13 protein-coding genes are annotated in these 24,056 nt (G+C 67.7%); 10 read left to right on the forward strand and 3 right to left on the reverse strand.

Features of this window, described 5'->3' with window-relative positions; translation table 11 throughout:
- The first annotated feature begins 52 nt into the window (after window positions 1–52).
- The 4 genes from ACFXK0_RS04840 to ACFXK0_RS04855 all read left to right on the forward strand — a co-directional run bounded on the left by ACFXK0_RS04840 (window position 53) and on the right by ACFXK0_RS04855 (window position 7,354).
- Window positions 53–757 (forward strand): hypothetical protein, encoded by a 705-nt coding sequence (locus tag ACFXK0_RS04840; protein ID WP_379408419.1) that lies wholly within the window; start codon window positions 53–55, stop codon window positions 755–757.
- A 284-nt stretch (window positions 758–1,041) separates the two neighbouring features.
- Entirely contained in the window at window positions 1,042–3,303 is a 2,262-nt protein-coding gene (locus ACFXK0_RS04845; protein WP_379408488.1) for a protein kinase, read from the forward strand.
- Window positions 3,304–3,323: 20 nt separating this feature from the next.
- Window positions 3,324–5,702 carry a protein kinase gene (locus ACFXK0_RS04850; RefSeq protein WP_379408421.1) on the forward strand — a complete coding sequence of 793 codons (2,379 nt, stop codon included), beginning with the start codon at window positions 3,324–3,326 and terminating at the stop codon, window positions 5,700–5,702.
- A gap of 365 nt (window positions 5,703–6,067) precedes the next feature.
- Complete coding sequence (locus tag ACFXK0_RS04855) at window positions 6,068–7,354, forward strand: ROK family protein (RefSeq protein WP_379408422.1); 1,287 nt, start codon at window positions 6,068–6,070, stop codon at window positions 7,352–7,354.
- Window positions 7,355–7,455: 101 nt separating this feature from the next.
- Here the strand turns inward: ACFXK0_RS04855 and ACFXK0_RS04860 are convergent, their stop codons facing one another.
- Window positions 7,456–9,087 carry a DUF2207 family protein gene (locus ACFXK0_RS04860; protein ID WP_379408423.1) on the reverse strand — a complete coding sequence of 544 codons (1,632 nt, stop codon included), beginning with the start codon at window positions 9,085–9,087 and terminating at the stop codon, window positions 7,456–7,458.
- 280 nt (window positions 9,088–9,367) lie between these two features.
- Here ACFXK0_RS04860 and ACFXK0_RS04865 point away from each other — a divergent pair, with 280 nt between their 5' ends.
- Window positions 9,368–10,279: a neutral zinc metallopeptidase gene (locus ACFXK0_RS04865; RefSeq protein ID WP_379408424.1), complete on the forward strand. Its 912-nt coding sequence runs from the start codon at window positions 9,368–9,370 to the stop codon at window positions 10,277–10,279.
- 8 nt (window positions 10,280–10,287) lie between these two features.
- Here ACFXK0_RS04865 and ACFXK0_RS04870 read toward each other — a convergent pair whose 3' ends face one another.
- Window positions 10,288–11,577: an ammonium transporter gene (locus ACFXK0_RS04870; RefSeq protein WP_379408426.1), complete on the reverse strand. Its 1,290-nt coding sequence runs from the start codon at window positions 11,575–11,577 to the stop codon at window positions 10,288–10,290.
- Between the two features lie 77 nt (window positions 11,578–11,654).
- Window positions 11,655–12,479 (reverse strand): hypothetical protein, encoded by an 825-nt coding sequence (locus ACFXK0_RS04875; RefSeq protein WP_379408427.1) that lies wholly within the window; start codon window positions 12,477–12,479, stop codon window positions 11,655–11,657.
- Window positions 12,480–12,978: 499 nt separating this feature from the next.
- Here ACFXK0_RS04875 and ACFXK0_RS04880 point away from each other — a divergent pair, with 499 nt between their 5' ends.
- The 5 genes from ACFXK0_RS04880 to ACFXK0_RS04900 all read left to right on the forward strand — a co-directional run bounded on the left by ACFXK0_RS04880 (window position 12,979) and on the right by ACFXK0_RS04900 (window position 24,045).
- On the forward strand, window positions 12,979–15,783 hold the full coding sequence (locus ACFXK0_RS04880; RefSeq protein WP_379408428.1) for a DNA polymerase III subunit gamma and tau: 2,805 nt from the start codon (window positions 12,979–12,981) through the stop codon (window positions 15,781–15,783).
- 189 nt (window positions 15,784–15,972) lie between these two features.
- The gene (locus ACFXK0_RS04885) at window positions 15,973–17,187 is read left to right on the forward strand and encodes an acetyl-CoA C-acetyltransferase (RefSeq protein ID WP_379408430.1); all 1,215 of its coding nucleotides are present in this window, start codon (window positions 15,973–15,975) and stop codon (window positions 17,185–17,187) included.
- Between the two features lie 39 nt (window positions 17,188–17,226).
- Complete coding sequence (locus tag ACFXK0_RS04890) at window positions 17,227–19,383, forward strand: 3-hydroxyacyl-CoA dehydrogenase NAD-binding domain-containing protein (RefSeq protein WP_379408431.1); 2,157 nt, start codon at window positions 17,227–17,229, stop codon at window positions 19,381–19,383.
- An 81-nt stretch (window positions 19,384–19,464) separates the two neighbouring features.
- Complete coding sequence (locus ACFXK0_RS04895; RefSeq protein WP_379408433.1) at window positions 19,465–20,007, forward strand: hypothetical protein; 543 nt, start codon at window positions 19,465–19,467, stop codon at window positions 20,005–20,007.
- A 498-nt stretch (window positions 20,008–20,505) separates the two neighbouring features.
- Entirely contained in the window at window positions 20,506–24,045 is a 3,540-nt protein-coding gene (locus ACFXK0_RS04900) for a protein kinase (protein ID WP_379408435.1), read from the forward strand.
- Window positions 24,046–24,056 lie beyond the last annotated feature (11 nt).

Here is a 24,056-nt window from a genome sequence, read left to right on the forward strand (position 1 = left end):
CTCGAAGCTTGCTCTCGAACAGCTCCACCACAGATGAGGGATTGGCAATTCTATGAAGATGAGGAAGCTCGCCGTGGTCGCGGCGCTCGTGACCCTGGCGACCGGTGTCGCCGCGGGCACCTCCGTCGCGGCCCCTGGCGCCGAGGCCGCCGCACCGATCAATTTCAGCGCTCAGGAGGTGAACGGGACCTCGGTCATCACCACCGACTCCGGTTCGCTGGTCGTCGAGGAGGGCGCCTTCAAGGTGAAGGCGGCCGACGGCACCACGGTGGCGGCCACCCCGCTGTCGTTCCGTCTCGACGAGTTCGAACTCCCGATCGCCGCCGAGATCTCCGGCAACAAGGCCGTGCTGACCCCGCAGCTCGACCCGGCCGAGGCCGTCTACAAGCCGGTCGCCCTGCCGTTCGAGGACAAGGCGCCGTGGAAGAGCGAATACGAGCGTGAGCAGGCGGCCTGGAGCCGGCTGACCTCCACCGTCTCCCTCGGCGCCGCGGTCGGCACCCTGGTCGGTGGCCTCGGCGGCGGCGCCGTCGGTTGCGTCCTGGGCGGTATCGCCGGTGCGACCGTCGCCTCGGCGACCATCGTCGGCCTGTTCGGCCCGTTCATCCCCGCGGCCGCCATCGGCTGCCTCGGCGGCATCCTGGCCGTCGGCGCCCTCGGCACGCTGGCCGGTCAGATCCTGGTGACCGCGCCGGTCGCGGTCGGCGCGGCGATCCAGTACCTCACCACGATCAACTCGCCCTTTCCGGGGAGATGACCCGACCTGCGGAAATAGGTTGAAGTGGCCGACAATCAGCCACGGTTAAAATGTGATATTCAGCACACTGGCGACCTGGTGGCCGGCCAGCCGGGAATGGGGGCGGCCACCAGGTCTCAGGCCGTTTGGCTTACGACTCCAGTTGCGTTACAAGAGGTCAAGTCGATGATTCACCGCCAACACGGCTCTCTGGCGCCTCGATCAAAGCGACAACCTGGCCTTCACTTGTGTCAACTCCGATCGTAGTCAGCTATGAGCGCAGCACCGTACAAGATCCGTTCGTGATGCGCTTCAATAGTGGCGTGCTGCGGTCGGGGGAGGTCTTTGCTGGCTACACCATCGTCAAGCTGCTGGGTGCCGGCGGCATGGGCGAGGTGTATGCCGCGCAACATCCACGACTTCCGCGTACCGACGCCCTCAAAGTTCTGACAGCGCCGTCATTGAACGATCAATCGTTCCGCCAACGCTTCGACCGCGAAGCCGACCTGATGGCTCGCCTGTCACATCCGAACATCGTCACCATCCACGATCGGGGTGTGAGCGCTGGTCGGCCATGGCTGACCATGGAGCTGATCGCCGGGCAAAGCCTGCAGAACCGGTTACATCAGAGCCCCCGCGGACTACCTGCTGCGGAGGTCCGAGCGGTTGCCTTGGCGATGGCCGCGGCCTTGGATTACGCCGGCGGATTCAGCCTGCTGCACCGCGATGTCAAACCGGCAAATATCCTTATCGATCACCACCAGCGCGCCATGCTCACCGACTTCGGCATCGCACGGTTGGCGTCAGACGCCGGCTTGACCGAGACCGGAATGGCTGTCGGCACGCTCAGCTACTCCTCACCCGAGCAGCTCTTCGGCCAGTGCTTGGACAGTCGGGCCGATCAATATTCGTTGGCGGCCACCATATTCGGATTGCTGACCGGGCACCCGCCCTTCCGCGGCACCACCCCGGCACAGGTGATATCCGACCATCTGTCGACGCCGGTGCCTTCGGTCCGGTTCGACCGGCCCGAACTGTCCGAGGCAGTCGACCGCATTCTGGCGCGTGGGATGGCGAAGAATCCGGCCGACCGCTATGGGACGTGCGGCCAGTTCGCCGCCGCACTGTCGGAGGCCCTGCGCACTACCCTGGCGGAAGCCACCGTGATCGAGGCGCACGAGCCTGCCATAGTGGACCGCAATTTCGTTCCCACACCACAGCTTCCACATTCGTCTTCGGTCCCGAAGCGTACCGGCACGAGAACTACTGTGATGGCGGTCTGTGTGGTGGCGGCCCTGGCTCTCGTCACCGGCGGCGGGTTCGCGCTCTGGCGTCTGCTGGACCATGGCTTCGGACCTCGAGCCATCGCAGCGGAGTCGACCGAGAACCTAACGCGAAGGCCCGCCGGGACGCTGCTGCGGTCACTTGCCGACAAGCCCGCCGGCCCTCACTGGACACTCACGCCGCAGGTCTGGGGCTCATCTTCCCCGGACTATCTCGGTGTGACGGCGGTCGGGGGTGACAGCAGACATGTCGCATTCCTTGCCAACGACTGGTTGAACGGTGACAGGTTCTGGATTCTGATGGTCGACGCCACCACCGGGACTTCGTCGTGGCCAGCTCCGGTCGAGGTTCCGGTCGACAGCTCCACCCGATGCGGCATCACCGAATCGAGGTCCGCGGTCGCCTGCGTGACCCGTCGAGCCGACAACCACCGGCTGCTCATCCTCGACGGGTCCACTGGCGTCCAGGTCGCCGATATCCCCTTCGGGAATGATTCACTGCGCTTGGATGTAAGTGGTGAGAGCATCCTTGTCCAGGACTACTCTGACACTCCAGAACTCACCGCCTACCGGGCCGACGGCAGTGTGGCCTGGTCGCTCCGAGATTTCCGTGCCGCAGTGGTGTACGCGGAACAGGGCATCGTCGTTGTCAACGCCGAGCACGGCGGTCACGGGTCCGCGCAGGTGCTGCGTCTCGACACCGGCGCCCAACTGTTCAGCACGCCTGGCGAGGTCGACGTCTTCGCGGACGGATTCGCCGTGTCAGTACCACGGAATGGCGGTGCGCCCGTCGACTTCTTCAGCCTGGCCGGCATCGCAACCGCGACCGGCCACGGCTGGTCCGTGTTCCCTGTCACCCCGGACGATAAGCCCGCGGCATTGCCGGTGCTCAGACGCAGTGACAAAATGTCGGCGGAAGACGCCCACTTCGGTGTCGTCAATCCTATGACTGGCCGCCAGCTTTGGGAGTTCCAGCAGTACCGTGGCGAACGAACAATGCCGGTGGGCAGCTTTCTGGTGGTCGGGGACCGAACCCTGATCGTGTACGACATCTACACCGGCCAGGCCCTCGGTTCGCCGCTGACCATCAGGGATGGTATCGACGCAGTACTAGGCACCGACGACTCCGCGATCGCGTTCGCCGAGGCCGATCCCCATTCGATGGCCTACGCGATCGTGGTGTACGACGCTGCCACAGGTGCCCAACGATGGCGATTCAGCGGCAAAGGCAAGCCCGTCACGATCGGTGACGGTATCTATCAGGGCGCCAACCGAATTGTTTGATTTTACGCAAGGAGGCGGCGGTGCCGCTTGATCCCGGGTCGGTATTTGCCGGCTATGTCATCGAACGCAGACTCGGCGCAGGCGGAATGGGCGAGGTGTACCAGGCACGCCACCCCCGACTGCCACGCAGCGACGCCCTCAAGGTCCTGACGGAAGGCACCTCGAACGACCCGACTTACCGCCAACGATTCGAGCGCGAGGCAGATCTGGCCGCGCGACTGTCTCACCCCAATATCGTCAAGGTCCACGACCGTGGCGAATCCGACGGTCAGTTGTGGATCACGCTCGAACTCATCGACGGCCCCGACTTCGCCGAACTCGCGACGCGCTCGCGCACGGGGCTGCCACTGGGCCAGGTCCGCCAGGCCGCCGTCAACGTGGCGGGCGCCCTGGACTATGCCCACAGCCGTGGGCTGCTGCACCGCGACGTCAAGCCCGCCAATATCATGATCAACTCGCAGGGGTGGATCATGTTGGCGGACTTCGGGATTGCGCGTCTGGCGGTCGAGGAAACCAACGGTCTGACCAGTACTGGAATGACGCCGGGCACGATCAACTACTCGTCGCCCGAGCAGCTACACGGCCACGTGTTGGACGGGCAGACTGATCAATACTCGCTGGCGTGCACCATATTTCGACTCCTTACTGGTCACAACGCGTACGAGAACAGCAACCCGATCGCCGTCATCTCCGCGCATTTGGCACTGCCGGTGCCATCGGTTCGACAGTACCGGCCCGAGCTGAGCCCGGCAGTCGATGCCGCCATCGCACGCGCTATGGCGAAGGATCCGCAAGACCGGTTCGCTTCCTGCGCCGAGTTCGCCGAAAACCTCGCTGCCGCGCTCGACGCCAGCGACACATCTGAGTCGACGACGGCGACGATGATCGACCAACCACCGGCCTATTCCCATGCCCCACAGCCTTACCCGGCACCGCAATCGCACACGCCCTCGCCACCGCCGCCTGCCGCACCGCGTGCATCGCGCGAGCGGCCGTGGATCGGCGCGAGTGTCGTGCTCGTCGCCGTGCTCGTGGCCGCCACGCTGTTCGTCTTCAAGGGTGGGAGCGTCGTCAGGGCTCTGGGTGGCGGAGGCGTAGGCACCGTCGACACCTGGGATGACACTCTTCACCCTCGGGAGATCGCGTCCTTGTCACGCCTCGGTCTCCGCGACGAATTCATAGATGTCGGATCACCGCCCAAGGCGGAGTGGACCACGCCCGTGAACGGTGGATCGGTCAGGGCCGTAGGCGGCAACGACGACATCGTGGTGGTGGCCGGCGCCACCCATGTCGGTGCACTAGACGTCGCTACCGGTGAAGTGCGCTGGCCGTTCGTCGACGTGCAGACCAGCGTGGGCGAATGCGCGATCAAGGACAACCGGATCGCCTGTGTGGCACCGCCGTACACCGGGGGCGATCACGACAGCACAGTCACCATCCACAACGCCGACAACGGTCAAGTCTTACGCACGGTGAAAGTCCCCAACCGCGACCTCGAAAGGATCGTCATCGCCGGTGATCGGTTCGTGGCGTACACCGACTATTCGCCGACCGAGAAGGGCTATGCCGTCGGCTACACGACGGAAGGTGACCAGACCTGGCAACGCGAGACTGCCGAAGAGAGCCTGGTGATGGCGTCGGAGCAAATCCTGGTCGACGGCAACCATGACTCCGCGCAGGTCGTGTTCGTCAGCACGGTGGATGGTCATGAGATTCTCGCGTACACCCGCCCCGATGACGTCGGAAGCACCCAGCAGTTCTGGGATGTCTTCCAGGGCGGCATCGCGATCCTGAATGCGGACTGGACAGGCACGGAGTTCTACGACCGCACCGGTAAGAAGACGGCCTCGATCTCGGGGTGGGAACCGGCCGGCTACCAGCTGTCATACACGAACACGCACCCGCTACCCCTGCTGACCAGGATCGATCCTGTGCGCAAATACTCCCACACGGCCAACACACTGGCTGCGGCCAATCCGGAGACCGGCCACCTGCTCTGGCGCATCTCAGATCCGGGAATCAATCCTCGCAGGATAAATACCTTCGAGGATCTGATCGTCATGGAGGTATCGGACCCCAGCAACCCTGACGACGACTCCTTCGATCTCGACCAGCCCGCATCGTCCTGGTTCCGGGTCTTCGACAGCTTCACTGGTGAGGCGAAGTCTCCTCCGGTAAACCTTGCCGTGGGGGAGTCGGCGGAGTACTACTGGGTCGAGTTGACCGGATATCAGCTTATGTACACCTTCCTCGGGACCTCCAAAATGGAGTATGTGACAAAGGGTTTCGATATGCATAGTGGCGAACAATCCTGGGAGTCGCCGCTGCCGAACCGGCCGACCTTCATCGGGACACGCATGTACGTCACCGACGACACGGGGATCAGCTTCTACAGCTGATCTCACGCTGGCGGGTTGATGCTGGGCAACTCATGCGCAACCGGTTCCCTCGTTCGGCGTGCCGCGATCGGTATTGCGCACCGATAGCAACCGTTTGACCTGTGGTTTTCGTGTGCCGCTCAGCACAATTCGCCGGTTCGGCTTGGACGGGTCCGGATTCGGTGTTAACTTGATTGTTATGTCCGGCAACCATCTCATCGCAGCGCGAGTCACCTACGTGACCGCCGCTTTGGGCTTGCGGTTGCCGTTGACCCGCGAACTGTGTCGTTCCTGCTGCCGCAGCTGAGTCTTCTGACTCGTGTGCTGCCACGCCACACGTGTAGGCAATCCCGTTGGGACAACGGGATTTCAGCAAGGAACTTCATATGTCTGCTCCCATCGTCGACCGCCCCATCACCAGGGCGAATGCCGGTCGTCCGCGCGTTTCCCGCCCCGTCGTAGCCCCTGAGCTGCGCCGCAGCGACAATCCAGCCGCCGCAGTACTGCGCACTGCCGTCTCCGGTCCGGTCTCGCGTGACAATGCCGCGCGGGCAACGGGTCTGAGCATCGCCACCGTGAATCGGCAAGTGGCCTCGCTGCTTTCGTCCGGTCTGCTGCGTGAGCGTCCCGATCTCACTGCCGCCGGTGCGGTCGGCCGTCCCCGGGTGCCGTTCGAGATCGACCACGAGGCCTATCTGACCATCGGCATCCACATCGGCGCCGCCGCGACCAAGATCGTCGCCGCCGATCTGCGCGGCCGCATCCTCGGCGGCCTCGCCATCGCGACCCCGCAGACCGGCCAGGAGTTCGCGGTCACCACCGTGGCCCGCAGCGCCAAGGCGTTCCTGCAGCGCTGGCACAAGCGCACCCCGCTGTGGGCGGGTGTGGCGATCGGCGGCCGGGTCGATCCGCAGACCGGCGTGGTCGACCATCCCAAACTGGACTGGCGCAATGCCCCACTCGGACAGGTCCTCGGTGACGTACTCGAGCTGCCGGTCTCGGTCGCACCGCATGTGGAGGCGATGGCCGGCTCCGAGCTGCTGCTGCCGACCTTCGACGCGCGCCGCCCCGAACCCGATACCGAACTGCCCGCCACCCAGCGCGGCAGCAGCCTCTACTTCTATGTCCGTGAGACCGCCGGCATCGCGGTGACCCTCGACGGCCGTGTGCACACCCCGAGCAACGGCCCCGGCTCCATCGCCCATCTGCCCACCGGCTCGGACGTGCAGTGCACTTGCGGCCGGCGCGGCTGCCTGGAAGTGACCGTCGGCGACCGGGCCTTGCAGGCTCGGGCCGTCGGACGCGGAATCATCCCGGCGCACAACGGAACCGCGGGCACCACCATCGCCGATCTGTACCGGGCCGCCGAGTCCGGCTCCGAGCCGGCCAGGGAGCTGCTCGCCGAGCGGGCGGCCATGCTCGGCCAGACCGTCGCCCTGGTGCGCGACATGCTCAACCCCGACCGGGTGGTGCTCGGCGGCCAGGCCTTCACCGGCTACCGCCCCGCCCTCGGCCACGTGGCACGCGCGTTCACCCAGAGCACCCAGCTGCCACCCACCGACATCCGGATCAGCGGATTCGGCGGCAAGGTCCAGGAATTCGCCGCCGTGGTGACTTCGCTGAGCGCCCTCTACGCCGACCCGCTGGCAGCCATCCGCCGTGTAACCCACTGATCAGGTGAGTACATGGGTAACTCCCCAACCGCCTCCCAGCCGCGGGGCACCTGACGCAAGACCGACAACTAACAGTCGAGCTACCGGACGGCCCGCAGAATTCACGGGGAGGCGGGACTGAACGCGCTCTCCAGGGCTGTGATGAAGAAGGGGAACTGGGACGCGAAACGGTGCAGGTCGCGGTCGCGGTCGTAGCCGGCGAACCAGTACACCCCCGGCTGGGAATCGGCGGAGGGGTCCATGTCGCGGAAGGCGCGGATCCAGTTGTCGGCGCGGCCGCTGATCACCGTGTAGGGCAGCGCGCGGGAGAACACCGTCTCCTGGTCGATCGGCGGGATCTGTTCGCGGACAACAGCGTCGAGCCCGCGCTGCATGGCGCGAATCCGGCCGACGGTGGTGTCGCCGAAGGTGGTGCGGGTGGGCAGGTAATTGGGCAGCAGCATCGCCGCGCCGCCCGCCAGCGCGATCGCCACCCCGACCAGGGCATGACCCGAGGTCAGCGCCAGCGCCACCGTGATGATCGCGCCGACGGCGATCAGTGCCGCGCCGATCCAGCGCGGCAGCGCCAGCTGCTTCGGATCGGCGAACGCCCCGGTGAGCACGGCGTCGGCGCGCGTCGCGGCCCGGATCGGTTCCAGCTCAACGCGACCCGGTGCGCGCAGTTCGCGCACGGCCACGGTGTCGGTGCCCTCGGGCAGCAGCATGTCGTAGACGGCGCGTTCGTAGTCGCGCAGCTGGTCGTCGGGCGCGTTGACCCGGCTGATCCGCCAGTCGTCCTCGCCGCGCGCGTTCACCGGCGCGATCCACAGGTAGCGCCGGACCGCGAGATCGACCACGGTGGCGGCGATGTCGACCGGATCGACCTGCTCGTCGAGCAACAGCCCGGCCTCGCCCGGCAGCACGCCGTCGGGGGAGACGAATTCGACCCGGCCGCCCTGCTGGGCGACCGGCTCGAAACTCTCGCTACCCGCCACGGCCGCGGCGGCGCGCTTGCGGGCGGTCAGCACGTAGGCGGCCATCGCGGCCAGCGCCGCCAGCAACACACCGAACGCGGCGAACACCGGCGCGGTGAAGGAGAAGGCACCTGCGGCATTGCCGTCGCGCACATCGGCATTGGCGGGCACGGTGCCGGGCGGCAGTTGCAGCGTGAGGTCGATCGCATCGCCCTTACGCAGATCGGTCTGGCTCAGATACAGCACACCGTCGGGTTCGGTGCGCACGTCGGCGCACGGCTTGGCATTGCCGGCCGGTCCGAGCTTGCAGTCGACGATGCCCATCTGATAGCTGGGGCTGATCACCGAGACATCGAGCACGGCGATATCGGCGTTGAGCACGCCGAGCCAGTGGAACACCTGTGTGCCCGGTGCGTCGGCGACGGTGTTGTGTACCGCGTAGGTGAACTTGGATTCGCCCGGCTTCGCCTCGACGACGAACTGATCATCGACCGTGGTCGCGGTACCGGAGCCGCTCGCGGTGACATCGGTGACCTCGAAAACGCGCTCGACGTCGTCGCCGATCTTCAGGCGCAACGGCAGCGACATCGTGAAATTGCCGTCGGCGGGTACGCCGACCGTTTCGGTGACCCGCAGCACACCGTCTTCGGTGAGCGTCAGGTCGGCGGTGATGGTGACACCGTTGGGCGCGGGCTCCGTGTGGGCTACCGGCGCGGCCACGAGCAAACTCGCCGCAGCGAGCAGCAGCGCGCCTGCGGCGCCCCCCCGAAAAGTCAGCATGGCTGCTTACTCTAGACAGCTTGCTATCCTGCGTCAGCGGCTGTCGGCGACGAACTAGACGAGGGGGTACGGGGGCGTGACCCAACCACCGTACGGATACGGCCCGGCTGGGCCGGGTGGACGTCGGGTTCCGCCGACCCCTGGCTATGGCCCGCCGCCGGGATACCGGCCCGCACCGGGCTACGGCCCGCCCGGATATCCACAGCGGCAAGGTTATCCACCGGGTTACGGTCAGCGGCCCGCGTACGGCGGTCCGCCGCCGGGGTATCGGCCACCGCCGATGCCGTACGGTCCGCCCGGCCGGCCGACGCCACCGCCGCGCAAGGGCAGCGGCCGCTTCGTCACGGTGCTGCTGGTGATCATCGTCGCGGTGGTCAGCGTGCTGGTGCGCTACGCGGTGCGCAACGGCATCGATATCGGCTCGATGTCGATCGGCCCGAAACCGAGCACCACCTACACCCCCGACCCCGGCGCCGCGCCCGCCAAGACCACCGACAACCCGCTGCTCACCGACGCCGACGGCACCCTGGTGCCCGCCTCGTGCGACTACTCGCCGTGGGGCACCCAGGTCGACAAGGCGCGCGCGTTCTTCGAATCGGCCGCGGGCTGCCTCGAGGCGGCCTGGAAGCCGTTGCTGGCGGAGAACGGGTTGCCCTTCGAGTCGCCGACGCTCAGTGTCACCGCGACCACCTCGGGCATCACCACCCCGTGCACCGGGTCGACGAGCAACTTCGCCGCCTTCTACTGCGCAGCCAACAAGACCATCTACATGCCGATCAGCCAGTTGCAGACCGACATGTTCAAGGACAACTGGGTGGTCTACCTGTCGGTGTTCGCCCACGAGTACGGCCACCACATCCAGGCCCAGTCCGGCATCCTGCGCAAGGCCAATGCCGAACGTGTCGACGTGGGCGCCCGCTCGGACAAGGGCCTCGAGCTCTCGCGCCGGGTCGAGTTGCAGGCCAACTGCTTCGACGGCATGTTCATCGGTTCGTCCAAGGATGCCGACTCGCTGACCGCGAGCCAGGTCACCCTGGCGACCAAGGACTCCTACGGCCGCGGGGACGGTGCAGGCGATATGCGCGACCACGGCAGTTCCCAGCACGGCGGCGAATGGTTCGAGGCGGGTCTGGACCACAATCTCACCAACCGCTGCAACACCTTCACGGCCAGCTCGGGTGATGTGAGCTGACGAATTTCTCAGTGCGCCTTGCCCTGCCCGAAATGCCCTTCACCGAACCGCCTGGGCGACGTGCCGTGTACACCTTCGGCGTACGCGGTCTCGGCGTGCAGGGCGAAGTCGATGCCTGAGGTCTCGTCCTCCTTGCTCACGCGGAAGCCGATGACCTTGTCGACGCCCTTGCCCAGCACGAACGACACCGCGAAGGCGTAGGCCGCCACCACCAGGACCGCCACGAGCTGCTTGCCCAGCTGGGCGAAACCGCCACCGTAGAACAGGCCGTTCACGCCACCGGTCATCACCTGGGTGGCGAGCAGGCCGATCAGCACGGTGCCGACGATGCCGCCGACGAAGTGCACGCCGACCACGTCGAGCGAATCGTCATAGCCCGCTTTGTGTTTCCAGCCGACCGCGAACGAACACACCACACCGGCGGCCAGGCCGACCAGCACCGCGCCGAGGGTGTTGATCACGCCGCAGGACGGGGTGATGGCGACCAGCCCGGCGACCGCGCCCGAGGCCGCGCCGAAGGTGGTCGGCCTGCCGTCGCGGACCTGCTCGACGATCAGCCAGCCGAGCATGCCGAGACTGCCCGCGATCAGGGTGTTGAGGAAGACCGCCGCCGCGGTGCCGGTGGCGCCCAGCGCCGAACCGGCGTTGAAGCCGAACCAGCCGAACCACAGCAGACCGGCGCCGAGCAGCACGAACGGCAGATTGTGCGGGCGCATCGCGTCGATGTTGAACCCGATGCGCGGGCCGAGTACCAGGGCCAGCGCCAGCGCCGAAGCGCCGGAGGCGATCTCGACCACCAGCCCGCCCGCGTAGTCGAGCGCGCCGAAGTTCAGCAGCCAGCCGTCCGGACCCCAGACCCAGTGCGCGATGGGCGCGTACACCGCGAGTGTCCACAGCGGGACGAAGGCCATCCAGCCCGCGAACTTGGCGCGGTCGGCGATGGCGCCGGAGACCAGCGCGGCGGTGAGGATCGCGAAGGTCAGCTGGAAGGTGACGAACAGCAGCTCGGGAATGGTGCCGCGCACCGAATCCGGGTTGATCCCGGCCAGTCCGGCGTGGCTCAGGTCGCCGATCAGGCCGCCGCCCGCGTCGTCACCGAAGGCCAGGCTGTAGCCGGCGACCAGCCACACCACAGTGACCAGGGGAATCGCGATGAAGCTCATCATCAGCATGTTCAGCACGCCCGTGGAGCGCACCATCCCGCCGTAGAAGACAGCCAGCGCCGGCGTCATCAACAGCACCATGGCGGTGGCCGCGAGTAGCCAGGCGGTGGCCGCGGGATCGATCGTTGCGGGCACGGTAACTCCTTTCACGCGTGAATGCGTTGCGAGGAAATTACCGAATACTCACTGTCGGTAGGGGGAGCGGCCAGGTTCTAGCCGCGGTTTTCCTTCGCCAGTGCCCGTGCGCCACGCCGTCCGGGAAGCGGCAGGTCATCGCCGTCGGCCAGCCATTCGGCGGTGGTGAGCCAGCGCCGCTGCGCGTGCGCGTCGGCGACATCGAAGAAGACCCGGCGGCCACGGTCGTCGCGCGCGTCGCGGGCGAGCACCGCCCAGCTCGGCGGCCTGCCTTTGACGGCGGTGTGCTCGACGACGAAGCCCGCGACCAGCTTGCCGACCAGGTTGACCGGCTTCTGCGAGACCCGGTTGCCGTATTTGGTGGTGTGCCAGCGACGGGCCGGGCACAGCGAGCCAGGACTGGCGTTGGACGCGATCCAGCCGGCCCGCTGCGCACGCTCGATCAGCCACAGATGCTTGACCGCCGACGGCGCGATCTCGCCGACCCGCTCGGTGATGAGGCCGGTGATCTCGGTGTCGGCGAGGATGTCACGGCGGGTGGGGCCGATGCCGTGCTCGGTCCAATGGGCCGCGGCCAGGCGCGCCAGAATCCGGCCGAACTCGTCGATGCTGCGCTGGGCGCGGCGGCCGAGCCGTTCGATCCGCTCGGCCTCGCGGCGCATCTCGTTCTGCGCGGTGAGGGTGCGGATGGCGGCCATCGTCGGCACCTGCCCGCGTTCGAGCAGTTGCAGGATGGCGGCCGCGGTCGCCGGGTCCGCCGCCGCGGCGACGGGTAGCGAATCGCGTTTGATGTCGAAGTCCTGGGGGCTGATCGCCCGGCTCAGCAGGCCGACCGCGGCGTGATCGCCGGCGAAGTCGGTGTGTGCGAGCCAGGCGGTTGCGATGTCATCACACGACAGCACGGTGAAACGTTCCTCCGGTCGGCGGTGGGGGAGCGATACGGTGCGTGATGGTTGTGCCCCGGTCGGGATGAGGGACCGGCCGGGGTCACCAACCTGATGAAGGTTTGGCCACCGAAGTTGCCGAGAACTACGGTAGCCAGCCACTTGCGCCGCTGTCACGGCGATTCACTGTTTCGTTACATCCATTATGTGGGCCGTAATCGGGGGTCAGGTCCGTTTAGCAGCGGAAATCTGACCCAAGTTGCCATCTGCTGCCGGTTTCGAGTGCGTATGTGGGCTGGATAGCTCAACTATTGCGTATCGGCCGCCGGATATATCGCCCGTGCGCGAACCTTCTCGACCGATGTGAATTGGATCACATATGCTGGTTCTCGGCCGCCTCGCATCCGAGGGGCGAGACGTAACGGCGAAGCCGGAGTATCGCCCCTCGGATGCGAGGCCCAAGGGGCCGAGAACCACGCGGCACCAGCCGCCAATAGACACAGGTAGCCTTTGGGCCGTGGCTCTGTACCGGAAGTATCGACCGGCGACGTTCGCTGAGGTAGTGGGTCAGGAGCACGTCACCGACCCGCTGAGTACAGCGCTGGACACCGGGCGGATCAGTCACGCGTATCTGTTCTCCGGACCGCGAGGGTGTGGCAAGACGTCGTCCGCGCGGATTCTGGCGCGGTCGCTCAACTGCGTCGAGGGGCCGACCTCCACGCCGTGTGGGGTCTGCGCGTCCTGTGTCGCGCTCGGGCCGGGTGGTGGCGGCAATCTCGATGTCATCGAGCTCGACGCGGCCAGCCACGGCGGTGTCGACGACACCCGTGAGCTGCGTGATCGCGCCTTCTACGCGCCCGCCGAATCGCGCTATCGCGTGTTCATCGTCGACGAGGCGCACATGGTCACCACGGCCGGCTTCAACGCGCTGCTCAAGATCGTCGAGGAGCCGCCCGCGCACCTGATCTTCATTTTCGCCACCACCGAGCCGGACAAGGTGCTGCCCACCATCCGCTCGCGTACCCACCACTACCCGTTCCGGCTGCTACCTCCCGCCACCATGCGCGGGTTGCTCGGCAAGATCTGCGAGCAGGAGCACGTACCGGTCGAGGAGGCGGTGTATCCGCTGGTCATCCGGGCCGGTGGGGGTTCGCCGCGCGACAGTCTGAGTGTGCTCGACCAGCTGCTGGCCGGTGCGGGCCCCGACGGTGTCACCTACCCGCGCGCGGTCGCGCTGCTCGGCGTCACCGATGTGGCGCTGATCGACGACGCGATCGACGCGCTGGCCGCCGACGACGGCGCCGCCCTGTTCGGCACCGTCGACAGCGTGATGGAAGCCGGGCACGACCCGCGCCGTTTCGCCGTCGACCTGCTCGAGCGCCTGCGCGACCTGATCCTGCTGCGCGCGGTCCCCGACGCCGCCGACCGCGGCCTGGTCTCCGGCCCCGGCGACGTCCTGGAACGCATGCGTGAGCAGGCCGAACGCCTCGGCCCCGCCACCCTCACCCGCTACGCCGAACTCCTGCACGAAGGCCTCGGCGAGATGCGCGGCGCCACCGCCCCCCGCCTGCTGCTCGAGGTCATCTGCGCCCGCATGCTGCTGCCCTCGGTCTCCGACACCGAGTCGTCCACCCTGCAACGCCTCGAACGCCTGGAACGCGGATTCGCCGGCGGCACCGTCACCCCCGCCCCTGCCCGACCCGGCCCCGCCGCAGGCGAAACCCCCGAAGACCGTCCGGCCACCCCACCCACGCGCCCCACCGGTGGCGAGCCCCGCCGTCGCGGCGCGGAACTACTCGCCGCCGCGCAAGCGGAGAAGAAGGCGGTCGCCGGCGGTCCTCCCGCCCAGGCCCCCCACGGATCGCCCCCTACGCCGTCTCGCGAGACACCCGCTCCCACAGACCAATCGTCCGCTGCGACCCCTGGCGACCGATCGTCTGCCGGTCCTCCCGGCGAACGATTGTCTGCTGGTGCTCCCAGCGGCCAATCGTCTGCTCCCGGCGACCGATCGCCGACGGGTGCTCCCATAGGCCGATCGTCTGCTGCGACTCCCGTTGACCCGACGTCTGCCGCGCCAGAAGGACCCACGTCCACCACGCCGGAGGGTCAGTCGCCCGCCGCGGCTGCTTCTGTGGGTGAACCGTTGGACGCCACTCCTGACAACCGACCGCCTGCCGATGCTTCGGGAGATCGGTGGCCTGTCGCTGACAGACCCGCGCAATCCGACGTGGCAGACCGTCCGGGTCCCCTAGCGGCGCATCGGGTCGAACCGATCGCTGCGGCGGTGGAGTCGGGAAGCGTTGTCGGCGAGTCCTCTTCGGTGCGCGCGAAGGCCGTGGATACCGAGGCCGCATCGTCGGGCCCGGGGATCGCGGGTGCGAATGCCGAGGTGAGCGAGCACCCGCGCGATACGGAAGGCCCGGTGCGGCAAGCCGATTCGTCGCGGCAGGAGTCGCGAGTGCCGGCCGGATCGCAGCCCGCTGCCGAATCGCAGGCTGCTGCTGGGGCGCAGGTCGCTGCTGGGTCGCAGGCTGCCGCTGGGGTGCAGGCTGCCGCTGGGGCGCAGCCCACCGCCGGATCGCAGGTCGCCGACGGGTCGCAGGCGCCGGGTGCCGGGCAGGTGCCCGATGGTCCGGCGGAGGATCTCGTCGCGCTCGTCGATGGGGCCTGGGCGGAGATCAAGGCCAAGGTGCGGGAGTTCGGGCCGACCCTGCAGGCGTTGCTGTCGGGGGCCGCGGTGTCGCGGGCCGAGGGTGGGGTCATTGTGTTCGCGCATCAGAGCCCGCCGTTGGCGCAGCGCTTGTCGAATCCGCGCAATATCGAGGCGGTGCGGTCGGCGGTGCGCGCGGTGCTGGGCCGGGAGCTGGATGTGCGCTGGGAGACCGGTGCGCCCGCGCCGCGACCGGCGCCCGCGGCGAAGGCAGCCGGTGGAGGCGCGCGCGGTGGTGTCCAGGGTGCGGCGAAGCAGGCCGCGCGGCCGACGTTCTCCCGGCCGAGCCAGGCCAACAGTGCCCAGGGTGGCGGGGCGGGGCGGGCCAAGCCGGTCTCCGAGGACGACATTCCCCCGCCCGACTTCCCCGATCTCCCCGACGACCCGGGCCCCGACGAGAGTTACCGGCCGGATTCGGGCCGCTCCGGTGGCGATTCCGGCAATCCGACCCGCCCGGGCGAGGCCGTGCTGGCGCCGCCGACGCCGGAGGAGGAGCAGGAAATGCTGGCCGCCGCCGCGGTGCCGGTGGCTCCCGGTGACCGGCAGGACCCGGACGAGGTCGCCCTGGCGTTGCTGCGTAACGAGCTCGGAGCGAAGAGTCTGGATGGTTGACAGCCACCAGTCGGACCACGTTAAGTTAACCGGAGTTCGCACACCACGGTAGTATGAACGGGTGGCCGGGAACGCCGGATGAGCATGGTTCTATGCCCCGCTGGTGCTTGCCGGGATTTGTACGGCGTCGAGACGATTGGTCGTGGCGTTCGTGCGGCCACCGCACCCCAAGGAAGGAAACACTCCGATATGACCACAGAGGCCTACATCTACGAGGCCATCCGCACTCCGCGCGGCCGCGGCAAGAAGAACGGCTCGCTGCACTCGGTCAAGCCGATCGATCTGACTGTTGGTCTGATCCAGGAGCTGCGTGGCCGCTTCCCCAACCTCGACGAGGACCAGATCTCGGACCTGATCCTGGGTGTCGTCACCCCGGTCGGTGACCAGGGTATGGACATCGCTCGCGTCGCCGTCACCATCGCGGGTCTGCCCGACACCGTCGGCGGCTTCCAGCTCAACCGTTTCTGTGCCTCCGGCCTCGAGGCCGTGAACCTGGCCGCGCAGAAGGTTCGCTCCGGCTTCGACGATCTCGTCATCGCCGGTGGCGTCGAGTCGATGTCGCGCGTGCCGATGGGCTCCGACGGCGGCGCCTGGGCGCTGGACCCGGCCACCAACTACGACGGCTACTTCGTGCCGCAGGGTGTCTCGGCCGACCTGATCGCCACCATCGAGGGCTTCTCCCGCGATGACGTCGACGCCTACGCCGTGCGTTCGCAGGACCTGGCGGCCAAGGCCACCACCGGTGGTTACTTCGCCAAGTCGATCGTGCCGGTCCGCGACCAGAACGGCCTGGTCGTGCTCGACAACGACGAGCACATGCGTCCCGGCACCACCGCCGCCGACCTGGGCAAGCTGAACCCCTCCTTCGCCGGCATCGGCGAGATGGGTGGCTTCGACGCCGTCGCGCTGCAGAAGTACACCTACATCGAGAAGATCAACCACGTCCACCACGGTGGTAACAGCTCGGGCATCGTCGACGGCGCCGCCCTGCTGCTGATCGGCTCCGAGGAAGCGGGCAAGAACTCGGGTCTGACCCCGCGTGCTCGCGTCGTCGCGACCGCCACCTCCGGTGCTGACTCCACCATCATGCTGACCGGTCCGACCCCGGCCGCCAAGAAGGCACTGGCCAAGGCCGGCCTGACGATCGAGGACATGGACCTCGTCGAGATCAACGAGGCGTTCGCCTCCGTGGTGCTGAAGTTCCAGAAGGACCTGAACGTCCCGGACGAGAAGCTGAACGTCAACGGCGGCGCGATCGCGATGGGCCACCCGCTGGGTGCCACCGGCGCCATGATCACCGGCACGGTGCTCGACGAGCTGGAGCGCCGCAACGCGCGCTACGGCCTGATCACCCTGTGCATCGGTGGCGGCATGGGCGTCGCCACCATCATCGAGCGCGTCTGACACTCGGCCGACACTTCTCATAGGAGAGAACGAAAAACTATGACTGACAACATCATCGGCTGGGAGAAGGACGCCGACGGCGTGGTCGTCCTCACCATCGACGACCCCAACCAGGGTGCCAACACCATGAACGACGCGTACCTCGCGTCGATGAACGCCACCGTCGATCGTCTCGAGGCGGAGAAGGGCGACATCACCGGTGTCATCCTCACCTCGGGCAAGAAGACCTTCTTCGCCGGCGGCGACCTGAAGAACATGATGAAGGTCGGCCCGGACAACGCGGCCGAGGTCATGAAGATGGTCGACGACGTCAAGGCCCCGCTGCGCCGCCTCGAGCAGCTCGGCAAGCCGGTCGTGGCCGCCATCAACGGCGCTGCCCTTGGCGGTGGCCTGGAGATCGCGCTGGCCACCCACTACCGCGTCGCGGCCGACGTCAAGGGTTCGGCTATCGGCCTGCCCGAGGTCTCCCTCGGCCTGCTGCCCGGCGGCGGCGGCGTGACCCGCACCGTGCGGATGCTCGGCCTGCAGGGCGCGCTGATGCAGGTGCTGCTGCAGGGTCAGCGGCACCGCGTCACCAAGGCCAAGGAGATCGGCCTGATCGACGAGGTCGTCGGCACCATCGAGGAGCTCGTCCCCGCCGCCAAGGCGTGGATCGCGGCCAACCCCGAGGCCGCCCAGCCGTGGGACAAGAAGGGCTTCAAGATCCCCGGCGGCACCCCGGCCACTCCGGCCTTCGCGGCGAACCTGCCCGCGTTCCCGGCCAACCTGCGCAAGCAGATCAAGGGCGCCAACATGCCTGCCCCGCGCGCCATCATGGCCGCGGCGGTCGAGGGCGCGCAGGTCGACATCGACAACGCGCTGCTGATCGAGGGCCGTTACTTCACGAGCCTGCTGACCGGCCCGGTCGCCAAGAACATGATCCAGGCGTTCTTCTTCGACCTGAACCACATCAACGGTGGCGGTTCGCGCCCGTCGTTCGAGGATGTGCCCAAGCGGGAGATCAAGAAGATCGGTGTCATCGGCGCCGGCATGATGGGCGCCGGCATCGCCTACGTCTCCGCCAAGGCCGGCTACGAGGTCGTCCTCAAGGATGTCGAGCTCGCCAACGCCGTCAAGGGCAAGGGTTACGCGGAGGCCATCGAGAAGAAGGCCCTCTCGCGCGGCAAGACGACCCAGGAGAAGTCCGACGCGCTGCTGGCCCGGATCACCCCGAGCGCGGACGCCGCCGACTTCAAGGGCGTCGACTTCGTGATCGAGGCCGTCTTCGAGAACCCCGACCTGAAGAACAAGGTCTTCCAGGAGATCGAGGACATCGTCGACGCCGACGCGCTGCTCGGCTCGAACACCTCCACCCTGCCGATCACCCTGCTGGCCGACGGTGTGAAGCGCTCCGAGGACTTCATCGGTATCCACTTCTTCTCCCCCGTGGACAAGATGCCGCTGGTGGAGATCATCAAGGGCGAGAAGACCTCCGACGAGGCGCTGGCCCGGGTGTACGACTACACCCTCGCCATCAAGAAGACCCCGATCGTGGTCAACGACAGCCGTGGCTTCTTCACCTCGCGCGTGATCGGCACCTTCATCAACGAGGCCATCTCCATGGTCGCCGAGGGCATCGACCCGGCCACCATCGAGCAGGCCGGTCTGCAGGCGGGCTACCCGGCCGCGCCGCTGAAGCTCAGCGACGAGCTGAACTTCACCACCATGCAGAAGATCTACAAGGAGACCCAGGCCGCCGTCCTGGCCGCTGGTGGCGAGCTGAACGCGGCCAACGTGGCGACCTCCCAGGTCGTCAACGCGATGGTCGACGAGCACAAGCGCACCGGCAAGCTGGGCGGCGCGGGCTTCTACGACTACGTCGACGGCAAGGCCACCGGCCTGTGGAGCGAGCTGCGCTCGGTCTACAACTCGAGCCGTGAGCTCCCGGAGGGTGTCACCTTCCAGGACCTCGAGGACCGGATGATGTTCGCCGAGGCCATCGAGACCCAGAAGTGCTTCGACGAAGGCGTGCTCACCAGCACCGCCGACGCGAACATCGGCTCGATCTTCGGCATCGGCTTCCCGGCCTGGTCGGGTGGCTCGCACCAGTTCATCGTGGGCTACCCCGGCGGCCAGGAGGCCTTCGTGGCCCGCGCCGACGAGCTGGCCGCGAAGTTCGGCCCCCGCTTCGAGGTCCCGGCCTCGCTGCGCAAGTAAGTCCCTGACAGCGCCCACACCGCGCTGATCAGCCCGACAGCCCCGTCTCGCCACCGCGAGGTGGGGCTGTCGTGCGATCGGGTGAACTATTCGTCGTTCCATGGCACACTTGCTGTGATTCCTGAAAAAATTCAGAAAACTGAGTCGATGGCTGAGGTAAGCGGCATGATCACCGAAGTGCAATGGAGCGAGCTACAGCGGGATCCGAAGCAGGTTGCCCGGTTGGCCGATGAGGGCGACGTGCGTGTTCGCCGCCGTGACGGTGCAGCCTTGTTGCTGGTCCGGGAAGACCGCGCACAAGGGCAAGCGGAAGGGGCGATCGCGGCTGCCCGTGCTTTGCGAAACGTACTCACCCGCCTGCCGCACGACGTCGCCGCACGCGCGTTGCTCGACGAATTCCCCTGGGTAGACCATCTTCCAGATGACGCGAAGGGCGAGTTCGTGCGAGATTTCGCCCGATCGTTCCAGGCGTCCGCGGAACTCGGCGAATGGTCACTGCTCACCCAAACACTGTACGAATGGCGCAGCACCGCCCTGGTCTTCGCTGATCCGGACTTGGCAAAGCAGCTGTTGGGCCCAGTCGACGGAGATCTCGGGCCGGTTCGTCCTCCGGTGGACGACTGATATGCCGAAAAGGGGTGATCGGGTCGCGCCGCCCGCGCGACCGGGAGGGTGGGAAGCGCGTTTCGCTACGACCGAAGCGGCGAAGGGCTGGGAGGACCTCTGCAGAGCGGCTCGTTCCAACACGTGGGAGGCATGGATCGTTCTCACCGAGCGCCCGACTGCCCCGGAGAACCCAACACGGCAACATCGGCTTCGTAACATCTACAGTCGCCGGGTTGTCGAGGGGGCGGATCTCGAGCAATGGCAATACGAGGTCACGGCTGGTGGCCGAATCTGGTACTGCCCTGATCCGGCGACAAAGGTCGTGTGGGTTGTCTACGCCGGGACCCGGCATCCGAAGGCCACTGACTGAAGGGCGGTGGTTGCGTCGAACGGTGTTGGCGGGCAACCGTGGCCGCCGCAGCATCGAATCTCCACCCGATAGAAGCCGGATCGCGCTAGCTTGGATATGTAGAGACAAAGCGCCGGTGACGCCGATTCGATTCGAGGGGTGGTCACATGGATCCGGAACAGACCCGTATGCAGCGCGGGCCGTCGGAGTCGGCACCGGTGGGCACCAGTACCCAGCGGGCGAAGGTGCCGGAGGAGCTGGACGCGGCGGTTGTCGCCGAGCTCGATGCGATGGGGCTGACCGGGGCCAAGGAGATCGGGCGCGGCGGGTTCGGCGTGGTTTACCGGTGCTTGCAGCCTGCGCTGGACCGGGTGGTCGCGGTGAAGGTGCTGTCCTCGGAGATCGATGTGGAGAGCCGGGAGCGGTTCTTGCGTGAGGAACAGGCGATGGGGCGGCTGTCGGGGCACCCGAATATCGTCGACATCCTGCAGGTCGACGTCACCGAGACCGGCCTGCCGCTGATTGTCATGCCGTACTGCGCGCGCGGTTCGCTGGAACGGCTCATCCATGATCGCGGCCCGCTGACCTGGGCCGATACCCTGCGCGCCGGGGTGAAGCTGGCCGCGGCGATCGAGTCGGCGCATCGCGCGGGCATCCTGCACCGGGACGTGAAACCGGCCAACGTACTGATCAGCGCCTATGGCGAGCCGCAGCTCACCGATTTCGGCATCGCCCGCATTCCCGGTGGTTTCCAGACCTCGAGCAGCATGATCACCGGTTCACCGGCGTTCACCGCGCCCGAGGTACTCAAAGGCCATGAACCGACCGTTCAGTCTGATATCTATGGCCTCGGCGCCACCCTCTTCGCCCTGCTGACCGGGCACGCCGCCTTCGAGCGGCAGGCGGGGGAGAAGGTGGTCGCCCAGTTCCTGCGAATCACCACCCAGGACGTCCCCGACCTGCGCGCCCAGGACATCCCCGACGACGTCGCCGCCGTGATCGAACGTGCCATGTCCCCCGATCCGGTCGACCGCCCCGCCTCCGCCGAGGAGTTCGGTGAACTGCTGCGCGAGGTGCAGCGCGCGCACGGCCAGATGCCCGACGAGATGGCCCTGCTCGACACCGAGGAACCGGCCGGGGACGCGCCGGAATCACTGAAGGCGGTCACCGCGCGCCGCAGCTGGCCACTGACCCTGCAACCGGCCGGCGCCTCGGTGCCGATGCGCTCGAGCACCACCGGCACCCTGCCGCCGACCGCCGCCACCAAGTTCCGCCCGCCGACCCCGGCCCGCGAGCCCTTCCCACGGCAGCGGCTGCTCGATGTGCTGCGCGCCGGCGGCAACCGCAGGCTCGCCCTGGTCCACGCCCCGGCCGGGTTCGGCAAGAGCACCGTCGCCGCGCAATGGCGCGCCGACCTGGTCGCCCGCGATATCGCGGTGGCCTGGCTGGGCATCGACCAGGACGACGACAACGAGATCTGGTTCCTCGGCCACCTCATCCAGGCCATCCGCCGGGTCCGCCCCGATGTCGGGGCCGGCTTGGAGCAGGTACTCGAGGAGCGCGCCGCCGATGCCGTCGCCTTCGTGATCGCCACCCTGATCGACGAGATCCACGCCAGTGACCGCTCCGTCGTCGTGGTCGTGGACGACTGGCACCGGGTGCGCGACGCGGGCGCGCGCCGGGCCATGGCGACACTGCTCGACAACGGCTGTCACCATGTCCGTTTCGTGGTGACCAGCCGCGATCAGCGCGGTCTGCCGATCAGCAGACTGCGGGTCCGCGACGAACTGGTCGAACTGGGCGCCGCGCAGCTGCGGCTCACCGAGGCCGAGACGCGCCAGATCCTGGTGGAACGCAACGGTTTCGCCCTCACCGACGAACAGGTCGAGCAGATCCACGCCGCGACCGAAGGCTGGCCCGCCGCCATCCAGCTGGTGAGCCTGACCCTGCGTGGCAAGGGCGACCCCGCGCAGCTGCTCGGTTCGCTGGCCGAGGGCGGGCACGGGATGCGCGAGTACCTGGCCGAGAACGTGCTCGACAGCATGGATCCGGAGCTGCTGGAGTTCCTGATGGCGATCTCGGTGGTCGAGCGGATCAGCGGCCCGCTGGCCTCGGTACTCGCCGAGGTGCCCGACGGCGCGGCCCTGCTGGAACAGGCCGAGCAGCGCGAGCTGTTCCTGCACCGGATCGAGCACGACCCGGAGTGGTTCCGGATGCAGCCGCTGTTCGCCGAACACCTGCGGGCCCGGCTCGAACGCGTGCATCCCGGCCGGTCGAAGGTGTTGCACCGCAAGGCGGCCCGCTGGTTCGCCGAGCATCAGCTGCTACGCAAGTCGGTCGATCACGCGCTGGCAGCCACCGATCTCAAGCTCGCCGCCGACCTGCTGGAGAGCGGCGGCATGGACCTGATCGACGGCTCGCGGCTGGCGACGCTGCTGGGCAGCGTCTCGAAACTGCCGGTGCAGCAGGTGACTTCGCGGTCGAAGCTGTTGATGGCGGTGGCCAGGGCGAACATGAACCTGCAGCAGACCGGCACCGCCCGCTCCGCGCTGGGCAGACTGTCGAATCTGCTCGCCCGCGGCACCACCGAACCCGAACTGGTCCAGCAGCGGTGCGCGGCGACGGTACTCGACGCCGCCGACCGGGTCGCCCACGACGACACCGACGGCGTGGTCGATCGCCTCGCCGACTGCCTGGCGAACCCCGAGGAGCTACCCGCCTGGACGGTCTCCACCGCCGCCAACCTCATCTCCTTCGTCCGGCTCTGCGAATTCGACTTCACCGGCGCGATCCAGATGCAGGACTGGGCCGCGGAGTACCACGCCGTGTCCAAGGACCCGCTCGGACCGGTCTTCGGCCTGTGCGCCCGCGGCGCCGCCGCCTACGAGCAACTCGACATCACCACCGCCACCACCTGTTTCGAGCAGGCCTACGAGACAGCGCGCGAACGCAGCGGGCCACGCTCGGACGCGGCACGGGTGGCGGCGGCGATGCTGGGCGAGGTGGCCTATCGCCGCGGTGACCTGGCGCTGGCCGACCGGCTGCTCGACGAAAGCCACGAACTGGTCACCCGGGTCGGCCCGGTGGACTTCCTCGTCGCCACCTTCGTGATCGGGGCCAGGGTGAAGGCCGCGCTCGGCGACCAATACACCGCGGTGGCCCGGCTCGACGAGGGCGCCCGGCTGGCCGCCGCCAACGACCTGGCCCGCCTCGACGCGCACGTACGCGCCGAACGCTCCCGGCTCGGCCTGCCCGCGAACGATGACCTCGACCGGTTCACCGCCGCCGCCTCGGGCAACGGATCCCGGCGCAAATCGGGGGCAGCGGTACTCATCGCCGAGGCCAGAGAGATCGCCGCGATCCGGGAACTGCTGGCCGAACAGCGCCTGCGCGCCGACGACCGCGCCGCCCGGCACGCCAGGGTGGTGTACTCGCGGATGATCGAACAGGTCAGGCCGCGCGCGGAATTGGACGCCACGCTGCTGCTCGCCGAGACCCTGGCCGCGGCGGGCTGGGTCGGTGAAGCCACCGGGCTGGTGCTGCCGGTACTGCGGACCTGCGCCGAACTGGGCTGGACCCGGCCGCTGCTGGACGCGGGCCCCGGCGTCGTGGGACTGCTGCACGTGCTGCGCACACAGTCCCACGACGGCAAAAACCACCCGATCCTCGAGGACCTACCCAGCCACTTCCTCGACGAATTGCTCTAGTTTTGGCGGCC

Source organism: Nocardia sp. NPDC059177, from assembly GCF_042755165.1.
Taxonomy (GTDB): Bacteria; Actinomycetota; Actinomycetes; order Mycobacteriales; family Mycobacteriaceae; genus Nocardia.

Excerpts from the sequence above, each read along its gene's own strand:
- ACFXK0_RS04860 (WP_379408423.1), bottom strand. The coding sequence starts at position 9,087 with ATGCTGACTTTTCGGGGGGGCGCCGCAGGCGCGCTGCTGCTCGCTGCG.
- ACFXK0_RS04845 (WP_379408488.1), top strand. The coding sequence starts at position 1,042 with ATGCGCTTCAATAGTGGCGTGCTGCGGTCGGGGGAGGTCTTTGCTGGC.
- ACFXK0_RS04840 (WP_379408419.1), top strand. The coding sequence starts at position 53 with ATGAAGATGAGGAAGCTCGCCGTGGTCGCGGCGCTCGTGACCCTGGCG.
- ACFXK0_RS04855 (WP_379408422.1), top strand. The coding sequence starts at position 6,068 with ATGTCTGCTCCCATCGTCGACCGCCCCATCACCAGGGCGAATGCCGGT.
- ACFXK0_RS04900 (WP_379408435.1), top strand. The coding sequence starts at position 20,506 with ATGGATCCGGAACAGACCCGTATGCAGCGCGGGCCGTCGGAGTCGGCA.
- ACFXK0_RS04890 (WP_379408431.1), top strand. The coding sequence starts at position 17,227 with ATGACTGACAACATCATCGGCTGGGAGAAGGACGCCGACGGCGTGGTC.
- ACFXK0_RS04885 (WP_379408430.1), top strand. The coding sequence starts at position 15,973 with ATGACCACAGAGGCCTACATCTACGAGGCCATCCGCACTCCGCGCGGC.
- ACFXK0_RS04865 (WP_379408424.1), top strand. The coding sequence starts at position 9,368 with ATGCCGTACGGTCCGCCCGGCCGGCCGACGCCACCGCCGCGCAAGGGC.